Raw genomic sequence first — 9293 nt, 5'->3', positions numbered from 1 at the left:
CCAGATCCCACCCCCGGGCGGTCAGCGCCTCGGCGAGCGCCCGGCCCAGCCCCCTGGACGCGCCTGTGATGATCGCTACCGGCATGACATCCGTCCCCTCTCACTGGCCGCCCCCACCGGGCGGTGACCACAACCTAGGAACGGCCGCACCCCCGCCGCCTCGGGCGCGGGGCGCAACACGGCGGGGCCCTTCGGCGTACACCGCAGGCCCGGGGACCCGGGCCCTAGCCCACCGGTCCTAGCCCCCCGGACCTAGGCCGATAGGACCGGACCCCGCCGCCACCGGCCCGATCCGCGCCGTCACACCCCGCCGGTACCGTGAGGGCATGAGTCACGGCCCCCGGTCCGGCCTCGCCGCGGTCAGCGCCGCGCTGCTGGCCATGAGCAGGCACCTCGAGGTGCGCGACGTCCTCAAGACGATCGTCGCCTCCGCCCGCGAACTGCTCGACGCGCAGTACGCCGCCCTCGGGGTCCCCGACGACCACGGCGGCTTCGCCCAGTTCGTCGTCGACGGCGTCAGCGACGACCAGTGGAAGGCCATCGGCCCGCTGCCCCGCCAGCACGGCATCCTCGCCGCCATGCTGCGCGAGGCCCGCCCCGAGCGCCTGGCCGACGTGCGCGAGGACCCCCGCTTCGAGGGCTGGCCGTCCGCCCACCCGGAGATGTCCGACTTCCTGGGACTGCCGATCAAGGACGGCGACGAGGTCATCGGCGCCCTGTTCCTCGCGAACAAGAACTGCCCCAAACCCGGAGGCGGCTGCGGCTTCACCGAGGAGGACGAGGAACTCCTCGCCCTCCTCGCCCAGCACGCCGCCATCGCCCTCACCAACGCCCGCCTCTACGAACGCAGCCGCGAGCTGACCATCGCCGAGGAGCGCTCCCGCCTCGCCCACGAGCTGCACGACGCGGTCAGCCAGAAACTCTTCTCGCTGCGCCTGACCGCCCAGGCCGCGGCCGCGCTGGTCGACCGCGACCCGGCCCGCGCCAAGGGCGAGCTGCACCAGGTCGCCGCGCTCGCCGCCGAGGCGACCGACGAACTGCGCGCCGCCGTCGTCGAACTGCGCCCCGCCGCCCTCGACGAGGACGGCCTCATCGCCACCCTGCGCACCCAGACCCAGGTCCTCGACCGCGCCCACACCGCGCGCGTGACCTTCGCCTGCGACGGCTTCCGCGCCCTGCCCGCCGCCCAGGAGGAGGCGCTGCTGCGGGTCGCCCAGGAGGCCCTGCACAACGCCCTGCGCCACTCCGGCGGCGACCACGTCGAGGTGACCGTGGGCCGGCGCGGCGGCGGTGCCGTCCTGCGCGTCACCGACGACGGCCGCGGCTTCGACCCCAGAACGGTCCGCCGCGCCGGACGCCACCTGGGCCTGGTCTCGATGCGGGACCGCGCCGACGGCGTCGGCGGCACGCTGACCGTGGAATCGGCGCCCGGCAAGGGCACCACGATCGAGATGGAGGTCCCCGGTGGCTGACCGGATCAAGGTGCTGATCGTCGACGACCACCAGGTCGTCCGCCGGGGACTGCGCACCTTCCTGGAGGTGCAGGACGACATCGAGGTGGTCGGCGAGGCCGCCGACGGCGCCGAGGGCGTCGCCCGCGCCGAGGAACTGCGGCCCGACGTGGTCCTCATGGACGTCAAGATGCCGGGCACCGACGGCATCGACGCCCTGCGCAGGCTCCGCGAACTCGACAACCGCGCACGCGTGCTGATCGTCACCAGCTTCACCGAGCAGCGCACGGTCGTCCCGGCCCTGCGCGCGGGCGCGGCCGGCTACGTGTACAAGGACGTGGACCCCGACGCCCTGGCCGGCGCCATCCGCTCCGTGCACGCCGGGCACATCCTGCTCCAGCCGGAGGTGGCGGGCGCCCTGCTCTCCCAGGAGGAGGTCAACTCCGGGCAGGGCAGAGGCGGTTCGCTCACCGAGCGGGAGCGCGAGGTGCTCGGCCTGATAGCCGACGGCCGCTCCAACCGGGAGATCGCCCGGGCCCTGGTGCTGTCCGAGAAGACCGTCAAGACGCACGTCTCCAACATCCTGATGAAGCTCGACCTCGCCGACCGCACCCAGGCCGCCCTGTGGGCCGTACGCCACGGCGTGACCGGCTGAGACGCCCCACCCGGCGCCCCACCCGGCGGCGACCGACGAGGTTCCGCTCCGGACTGAGATTCATACCGTCGTGGGAATGTCACCCGGATGGCGCATCCTCCGGCGTTCTCCGCCGTTCTCCAGTGCGTGCCGCGGTGAACACCGCGGTGAACGCCCAGGAGGGGTTGAAAGTGAAGAACCTGAAGAAGGCAGCGGCCGTGACGATGGTGGCCGGGGGACTGATCGCCGCCGGTGCGGGCATGGCCTCCGCCACGAACGGTGCCTGGGCCGGCGGCGAGGCGCACGGCTCCCCGGGCGTCGTCTCGGGCAACGTCGTCCAGGTCCCCGTGCACGTCCCGGTGAACGTGGTCGGCGACAGCGTCAACGTCATCGGCGCGCTGAACCCGGCCTTCGGCAACCTCGGCGTCAACCACTGACTCCGCGGCCACTGAGCCCAGGCCTCCCGGGCCCACCGGGAGGCCTGTCGGGTCTTCGGCCGACGTCATCGGCGCCCTGAACCCGGCCCGCGCTCCAGTCCGCGGGGCCAGCGAGGATCAGTGGGGTCAGCGAGGATCAGCGCACCCCCCGCTCCCGCTCCTCCACGACGGAGTTGTACGCCGCCACCTGCGCCCGCCGGGCCGTCCGCTCCACCGGCCGCAGCGCCTGCGACCGGGCCGCCATCTCGGAGGCGCTGACCGCGGCCCCGTGCCCGTTGCCATGGGCCAGCGAGATCAGCAGCCCCACCCGCTGAGCCAGCTCCAGCACCCGCACCGCCCGCGGCGGATATCCCGGCGCCAGTACCTCCCGGCCCGGCTCGGCCCGCGCCCGATACGCGTCGATCGCCGCCTCCGCCACCGGGCCCGACCCGGCGACATCCAGCTTCGCCAGCACCTCGGTCGCCTCCCGCAGCGCCTCCGCCAGCTCGCGCTCCGCCTCGCCCAGCGACGGCACGTCCGCCGGCGGCGCCTCCCGCACCGGCAGCACCCGCCACACCACCTCGGCATGCACATCACCCTCGGGCCCGGCCTCGTACGCCTCCGGAACCAGCCCGAACGCGGCGCCGAAGCAGACCACCGCCTCCTCCGCCTCCAGTGCCCGCGCGTTGAACTCCGGCGGCCCGCTCAGCCCCAGCGGATGACCCGGAGCCGGCAGCGCCACCCGCAGACCGGTCACCCCCAGCGCCCGCAACCGCCCCAGCGCGAGCGTGAGCCCGACCGGCGCCGGCTCACCCGGCAGCCCCTCCACCCGGTGCACCGTGTCCTCGCCCACAATGGCGAGCGAGGCGTCGTCCGGAGAGACAAGTCCGGCCAAGAGGGCATTTCCCCAAGCGGCAAGGCGTCCTGAACGCGGTTCCATGAGCATGCCCCCACCCTAAGGACCGGACCGATGGAATGGAGCGGGGCGCTCGTGGCGTAGATTTCATACGGGCTGCGCCCACCGGCGCGGCGGACCGAGCCACAGGCGTACGCGACAGCCGAGACCGGCACACTGCAAGGGGAGACAACGCGCTCATGAGCGATGTTCTGGAGCTTCAGGACGTATCCGTGGTCCGCGAGGGCCGGGCTCTGGTGGACCAGGTCTCCTGGTCGGTGAAGGAGGGCGAGCGCTGGGTCATCCTCGGCCCCAACGGCGCCGGCAAGACCACCCTCCTGAACGTCGCCTCCAGCTACCTCTACCCCAGCAAGGGAACCGCCACCATCCTCGGCGAGACCCTCGGCACCCCCGGCACCGACGTCTTCGAACTGCGCCCCCGCATCGGCGTGGCCGGCATCGCCCTGGCCGAGAAGCTCCCCAAGCGCCAGACCGTCCTGCAGACGGTCCTCACCGCCGCCTACGGCATGACCGCCGGCTGGCAGGAGGAGTACGAGGACGTCGACGAACAGCGCGCCCGCGCCTTCCTCGACCGCCTCGGCATGAGCGACTACCTCGACCGTAAATTCGGCACCCTCTCCGAGGGCGAGCGCAAGCGCACCCTGATCGCCCGCGCCCTGATGACCGACCCCGAACTGCTCCTGCTCGACGAGCCCGCCGCCGGCCTCGACCTCGGCGGCCGCGAAGACCTCGTCCGCCGCCTCGGCCGGCTCGCCCGCGACCCGATCGCCCCCTCCATGATCATGGTCACCCACCATGTCGAGGAGATCGCCCCCGGCTTCACCCACGTCCTCATGATCCGCCAGGGCAAGGTCCTCGCCGCCGGCCCCATCGAGCTCGAACTCTCCTCACGCAACCTCTCCCTGTGCTTCGGTCTTCCGCTCGTCGTCGAGCAGCTCGGCGACCGCTGGACCGCCCAGGGCCTGCCCCTGTCCTGACCCCTCGGGAGCCCTCCCCGCTCCCGTTCGCGCCCTGTCCGCCGCCCGACCGCGGTCCTACCATGACCCCTGTGAACGACATGGACGCATGGGTGTGGTGGCTCGTCGGCGCGGCGGCGCTCGGAATCCCGCTCGTGGTCACCGCGATGCCCGAGTTCGGCATGCTCGCGGTCGGCGCCGTCGCGGCAGCGGCCGCCGCCGGCCTCGGCTTCGACGCCGTGGTCCAGGTCCTCGCCTTCGTCGTCGTCTCCGTCGCCCTCATCGCCGTCGTCCGGCCCATCGCGGCCCGCCACGGCAACCAGCGCCCCCGACTCGTCACGGGCATCGACGCGTTGAAGGGCAGACAGGCCGTCGTACTGGAACGCGTCGACGGATCCGGCGGCCGCATCAAGCTCGCCGGAGAGATCTGGTCGGCCCGCTCCCTCGACAACGCACGCGCCTACGAGGTCGGCCAGGAGGTGGACGTCGTCGACATCGAAGGAGCCACCGCGATCATCATCTGAGGCATCCTGCCCACGAGTTGGGCGGCCGTCTGTCAGACTCGACCAGCAAGATCTTCGGCAACCACGGGTTCTGCCGAAGGCGCCGAGGCGGAGAGGGGTACGGGGTACACGATGGAACCGGTCATCATCGTCCTGGTCATTCTGGTGGTGTTGGTCTTCATCGCCCTGATCAAGACCATCCAGGTCATCCCACAGGCCAGCGCCGCGATCGTCGAGCGCTTCGGCCGCTACACCCGCACGCTCAACGCGGGCCTGAACATCGTGGTGCCGTTCATCGACACCATCCGCAACCGCATCGACCTGCGCGAACAGGTCGTGCCGTTCCCGCCTCAGCCGGTGATCACCCAGGACAACCTGGTCGTGAACATCGACACCGTCATCTACTACCAGGTGACCGACGCCCGGGCCGCCACCTACGAGGTCGCCAGCTACATCCAGGCCATCGAACAGCTCACCGTCACCACCCTGCGCAACATCATCGGCGGCATGGACCTCGAACGCACCCTGACCTCCCGCGAGGAGATCAACGCGGCTCTGCGCGGCGTCCTCGACGAGGCCACCGGCAAGTGGGGCATCCGCGTCAACCGTGTGGAACTGAAGGCCATCGAACCGCCCACCTCCATCCAGGACTCGATGGAGAAGCAGATGCGCGCCGACCGTGACAAGCGCGCGGCGATCCTCACCGCGGAAGGCACGCGCCAGGCGGCCATCCTCACCGCCGAGGGCGAGAAGCAGTCCCAGATCCTGCGCGCCGAAGGTGAGGCCAAGGCCGCCGCGCTGCGTGCCGAGGGCGAGGCCCAGGCCGTCCGCACGGTCTTCGAGGCCATCCACGCCGGCGACCCGGACCAGAAGCTGCTGTCCTACCAGTACCTGCAGATGCTCCCGAAGATCGCCGAGGGCGACGCCAACAAGCTCTGGATCGTCCCCAGCGAGATCGGCGACGCCCTCAAGGGCCTGTCCGGAGCGATGGGCAACTTCGGCCCCTTCGGCGGTGGCGGCAACGGCGGCGGCGCCTCCGTTCCGCCCCAGAACAACGGCCCGGGCAACGAACGCCGCGAGAAGCCGAGCATCGACTAGCGGTTGCACCGTAGGCCGGTTCCGCTCCGCGCCCCTCCAGGGGCGCGGAGAACCGCTGGGCGACAGCGACAGGGACAGCGGCCACTCAGGCCGCGGCCCGAGCGAGCCACTCGGGAAGGGCGGCCATGTCCTCCTGCCCCAGAGCCAACAGCATCGCGTCCGCCGGAGTCGGCTCGAACGGCTCCTGGAGCAGCGCCATCCCCGCCTCCTGCGGAGTGCGGTTCGCCTTGCGGTGGTTGTCCTCCGCGCACGCGGCCACCGTGTTCAGCCACGTGTCCTGCCCACCCTGCGCCCGCGGCACGACGTGGTCCACGGTCGTCGCCCTGCGCCCGCAGTACGCGCATCTGTGCCGGTCCCGGACCAGCACCCCCCGCCTCGACCACGGGGCTTGTCTTCGGAACGGCACCCGTACGTATCTGCAGAGTCTGATCACCCGGGGCGCGGGTATGTCCAGATCGGCACCGCGCATGCGCAGTTCGGGGTGGGCCTGCTCGACGACGGCCTTGTCCTGCAGGACCAGCACGACGGCCCGGTTCAGAGTCACCGTCGACAGCGGCTCGAAGCTCGCGTTCAGCACCAACGTGTCACGCATCCGGCCCACCTCCCGTGTGCACCGCCCACCCCCCGGCGGGCTCGGATCAACTCTGGACGGGCGCGCCGAGATGGACAACGCAATAAAAAATGCCCGCCTCTGATCACTTCCAAGACCAGAGGCGGGCAAACGTTCAATGAACGTCGGGCCGCACCATCGCGATGCGTCAGCCCTGGGCGGGTACCTCGTACTCGCCGATGAGCTGGGCGCGCGCGATCGCGTGGAACCGCAGGTTGAAGCCGACGACGGCCGGAGAAGCGTCCGCGTCGGGACCCAGCTTCTCCTGGTCCACCGCGTACACCGTGAAGACGTACCGGTGCGGACCGTCCCCGGGCGGCGGAGCGGCGCCGCCGAAGTCCTTCGTCCCGTAGTCGTTGCGCGCGTGCACGGCACCCTCGGGCAGGCCCTTGAACCCCGCGCTGCCCGCACCCGCCGGCAGTTCCGTCACGGAGGCCGGGATGTCGAACAGGACCCAGTGCCAGAACCCGCTGCCGGTCGGCGCGTCGGGGTCGTAGCAGGTCACGGCGAAGCTCTTGGTCTCCGCCGGGAAACCTTCCCACCGCAACCGCGGCGAGGTGTTCCCCTCCGCCTGGACCTGGGCGCTGCCCAGCGTCGCTCCCGGCTCGATGTCCTCACTCGTCACCGTGAACGACGGCACGGGCGGATGGAAGTCGTGGGGGAGCGGCCGCCGCTTGAGCTCGGTCACCTCGGTACCTCCTGATCGTTCTCGTTCAGTGGCTCCGAGCCTAGAACCAGTTCCGCTTGCTGCCGACCTCGGACAGCCACTGGTTGAGGTAAGCCGCCCAGTCGGTCCCGTGGAAGTCGTTCAGACCCACCTGGAAGGAGCGGTAGGTGTCCGAGCCCTCGCTGAACAGACCCGGCTTCTTGTCCATCTCCAGGACGACGTCCATCGCGTGCTCGTCGGCCACGAAGCTCAGCTCGACCTGGTTCAGGCCCCGGTACTGCGACGGCGGGTAGAACTCGATCTCCTGGTAGAACGGCAGCCGCTGGCGCGTGCCCCGGATGTGGCCCCGCTCCATGTCCGCGCTCTTGAAGCGGAAGCCCAGCTGGATGAAGCCGTCCAGGATCGCCTTCTGCGCCGGCAGCGGGTGCACGTTGATCGGGTCCAGGTCGCCGGAGTCGATGGCCCGCGCGATCTCCAGCTCGGTCGTCACACCGATGTGCATGCCGCGCAGCGACTGCCCGTCGATCATCGTGACCGGCGTCTCCCAGGGGATCTCCAGCCCGAACGGCACCGTGTGCACGGCCCCCGCCTGGAGCTCGAAGGCACCACCGAGCCGTACCTTGGTGAACTCGATGTCCTGCTTGTACTCCTGGTCGCCGCTCTCCACCTCGACCTTGGCCTGCAGGCCCACGGACAGGCCCTCGATGTTCTGGTTGACGGACCCGCCCTGGATCCGCACCTCGCCCTGGACGACGCCGCCGGGCACGACGTTGGACTCGGTCAGTACCGTCTCCACCGACGCCCCACCGGCCCCGAGGCTCGCGAGCAGCTTCTTGAACGCCATGACTCTCCCTTTACGAATGGACCCTCGACCCCTACAAACGCGATAGGGCCACGACCGGTTCCGCCGGCGCCGCACCACGTCTGGACTACCCTCGGAGGGCATGATCGCGCCCCCGGACCGTATGCCACTGCCCCGAGACTTCTTCGACCGCCCCGTACTGGAAGTAGCCCCCGACCTTCTCGGCCGCGTCCTGGTCCGGACGACGCCCGACGGCCCGATCGCCGTCCGCCTCACCGAGGTGGAGGCGTACGACGGACCGAACGACCCGGGCTCCCACGCCTACCGCGGCCGCACCGCGCGCAACGCGGTGATGTTCGGTCCGCCCGGACACGTCTACGTCTACTTCACGTATGGCATGTGGCACTGCATGAACCTGGTCTGCGGTCCTGAGGGCCGGGCCTGTGCCGTGTTGCTGCGGGCGGGCGAGGTGATCGAGGGCGCCGAACTGGCCCGCAGACGTCGGCTTTCGGCCCGGAACGACAAGGAACTGGCCAAGGGTCCGGCCCGCCTCGCCACCGCACTCGACGTGGGCCGGGCCCTGGACGGCACGGACGCGTGTGCCACGGACGGGACTCCTCTAAAGATCCTGACCGGCACTCCCGTCGCCTCCGACCAGGTACGCAACGGTCCGCGCACCGGAGTGGCCGGCGACGGAGGCGACGGCGGGATCCATCCCTGGCGGTACTGGGTGGCCGACGACCCGACCGTCAGCCCCTACCGGGCCCACGTCCCCAGGCGCCGCCGAAGTTGACTCGACCCTGGAAGGTGCGTAATGTGGCCCGAGCCGCTGAACCGGGTACGGCGATCGCCTGCAGCCGGAGCGGCCAAACCACTACCTAGCTACCACCCCTCGTCGGGGTCGATTGTGGCGCGCCCGCGTGCCCTAATTCGAACTCGCGAGACTCGATTATGAGTTCCCGAGGGGCTCCGCTAACGTAGTGAATGTCGAAAGGCCGAAGGGCGAAAGCCCAAAAGCCCCAGACAATCCCGCCGACCGGGAATCGGATGCCGAAAGGATCTGATAGAGTCGGAACCGCCGGAAAGGGAAACGCGAGAGCGGAAACCTGGAAAGCGCCGAGGAAATCGGATCGAGAAAAGATTTGATAGAGTCGGAAACGCAAGACCGAAGGGAAGCGCCCGGAGGAAAGCCCGAGAGGGTGAGTACAAAGGAAGCGACCGTTCCTTGAGAACTCAACAG

The 9293-nt window shown here is 70.5% G+C and carries 11 protein-coding genes and 1 pseudogene; 7 read left to right on the top strand and 5 right to left on the bottom strand.

The window, feature by feature from the left end:
- Nucleotides 1-85 (bottom strand): annotated as a pseudogene (locus V7E45_RS35770) (short-chain dehydrogenase); the annotation flags it as partial.
- 241 nt (nucleotides 86-326) lie between these two features.
- Here V7E45_RS35770 and V7E45_RS35765 point away from each other — a divergent pair.
- From V7E45_RS35765 to V7E45_RS35755, 3 genes are all read left to right on the top strand, one after another.
- Nucleotides 327-1472 carry a GAF domain-containing sensor histidine kinase gene (locus V7E45_RS35765; protein ID WP_333778438.1) on the top strand — a complete coding sequence of 382 codons (1146 nt, stop codon included), beginning with the start codon at nucleotides 327-329 and terminating at the stop codon, nucleotides 1470-1472.
- Nucleotides 1465-2106 (top strand): response regulator transcription factor, encoded by a 642-nt coding sequence (locus tag V7E45_RS35760; RefSeq protein ID WP_333778437.1) that lies wholly within the window; start codon nucleotides 1465-1467, stop codon nucleotides 2104-2106. The genes V7E45_RS35765 and V7E45_RS35760 overlap by 8 nt, the downstream gene beginning before the upstream one ends.
- Nucleotides 2107-2276: 170 nt before the next feature.
- On the top strand, nucleotides 2277-2522 hold the full coding sequence (locus tag V7E45_RS35755; RefSeq protein ID WP_333778436.1) for a chaplin: 246 nt from the start codon (nucleotides 2277-2279) through the stop codon (nucleotides 2520-2522).
- A gap of 136 nt (nucleotides 2523-2658) precedes the next feature.
- On the opposite strand, the gene V7E45_RS35750 is transcribed toward V7E45_RS35755, so the two are convergent.
- On the bottom strand, nucleotides 2659-3447 hold the full coding sequence (locus V7E45_RS35750) for a hypothetical protein (protein WP_333778435.1): 789 nt from the start codon (nucleotides 3445-3447) through the stop codon (nucleotides 2659-2661).
- A gap of 149 nt (nucleotides 3448-3596) precedes the next feature.
- Here V7E45_RS35750 and V7E45_RS35745 point away from each other — a divergent pair, with 149 nt between their 5' ends.
- The 3 genes from V7E45_RS35745 (at nucleotide 3597) to V7E45_RS35735 (ending at nucleotide 5974) form a co-directional block, all read left to right on the top strand.
- On the top strand, nucleotides 3597-4394 hold the full coding sequence (locus tag V7E45_RS35745; RefSeq protein ID WP_333778434.1) for an ABC transporter ATP-binding protein: 798 nt from the start codon (nucleotides 3597-3599) through the stop codon (nucleotides 4392-4394).
- A 71-nt stretch (nucleotides 4395-4465) separates the two neighbouring features.
- Nucleotides 4466-4897: an NfeD family protein gene (locus V7E45_RS35740; protein WP_333778433.1), complete on the top strand. Its 432-nt coding sequence runs from the start codon at nucleotides 4466-4468 to the stop codon at nucleotides 4895-4897.
- Nucleotides 4898-5008: 111 nt separating this feature from the next.
- On the top strand, nucleotides 5009-5974 hold the full coding sequence (locus V7E45_RS35735) for an SPFH domain-containing protein (RefSeq protein ID WP_333778432.1): 966 nt from the start codon (nucleotides 5009-5011) through the stop codon (nucleotides 5972-5974).
- A gap of 85 nt (nucleotides 5975-6059) precedes the next feature.
- On the opposite strand, the gene V7E45_RS35730 is transcribed toward V7E45_RS35735, so the two are convergent.
- The 3 genes from V7E45_RS35730 to V7E45_RS35720 all read right to left on the bottom strand — a co-directional run bounded on the left by V7E45_RS35730 (nucleotide 6060) and on the right by V7E45_RS35720 (nucleotide 8095).
- Nucleotides 6060-6566: an HNH endonuclease gene (locus tag V7E45_RS35730; protein ID WP_333778431.1), complete on the bottom strand. Its 507-nt coding sequence runs from the start codon at nucleotides 6564-6566 to the stop codon at nucleotides 6060-6062.
- 166 nt (nucleotides 6567-6732) lie between these two features.
- Nucleotides 6733-7272: a YbhB/YbcL family Raf kinase inhibitor-like protein gene (locus tag V7E45_RS35725; protein WP_333778430.1), complete on the bottom strand. Its 540-nt coding sequence runs from the start codon at nucleotides 7270-7272 to the stop codon at nucleotides 6733-6735.
- 40 nt (nucleotides 7273-7312) lie between these two features.
- Nucleotides 7313-8095 carry a sporulation protein gene (locus tag V7E45_RS35720; RefSeq protein ID WP_333778429.1) on the bottom strand — a complete coding sequence of 261 codons (783 nt, stop codon included), beginning with the start codon at nucleotides 8093-8095 and terminating at the stop codon, nucleotides 7313-7315.
- 100 nt (nucleotides 8096-8195) lie between these two features.
- Between V7E45_RS35720 and V7E45_RS35715 the strand changes: the two genes are divergently transcribed.
- The gene (locus tag V7E45_RS35715) at nucleotides 8196-8846 is read left to right on the top strand and encodes a DNA-3-methyladenine glycosylase (RefSeq protein WP_333778428.1); all 651 of its coding nucleotides are present in this window, start codon (nucleotides 8196-8198) and stop codon (nucleotides 8844-8846) included.
- Nucleotides 8847-9293: the final 447 nt, after the last annotated feature.

Origin of the sequence: Streptomyces sp. IBSBF 3136, from assembly GCF_036815105.1 — a bacterium.
Lineage (GTDB): Bacteria > Actinomycetota > Actinomycetes > Streptomycetales > Streptomycetaceae > Streptomyces.
The sequence above is the reverse complement of the archived record's forward strand: the minus strand, read 5'-3'. Positions and strand labels throughout refer to the sequence as shown.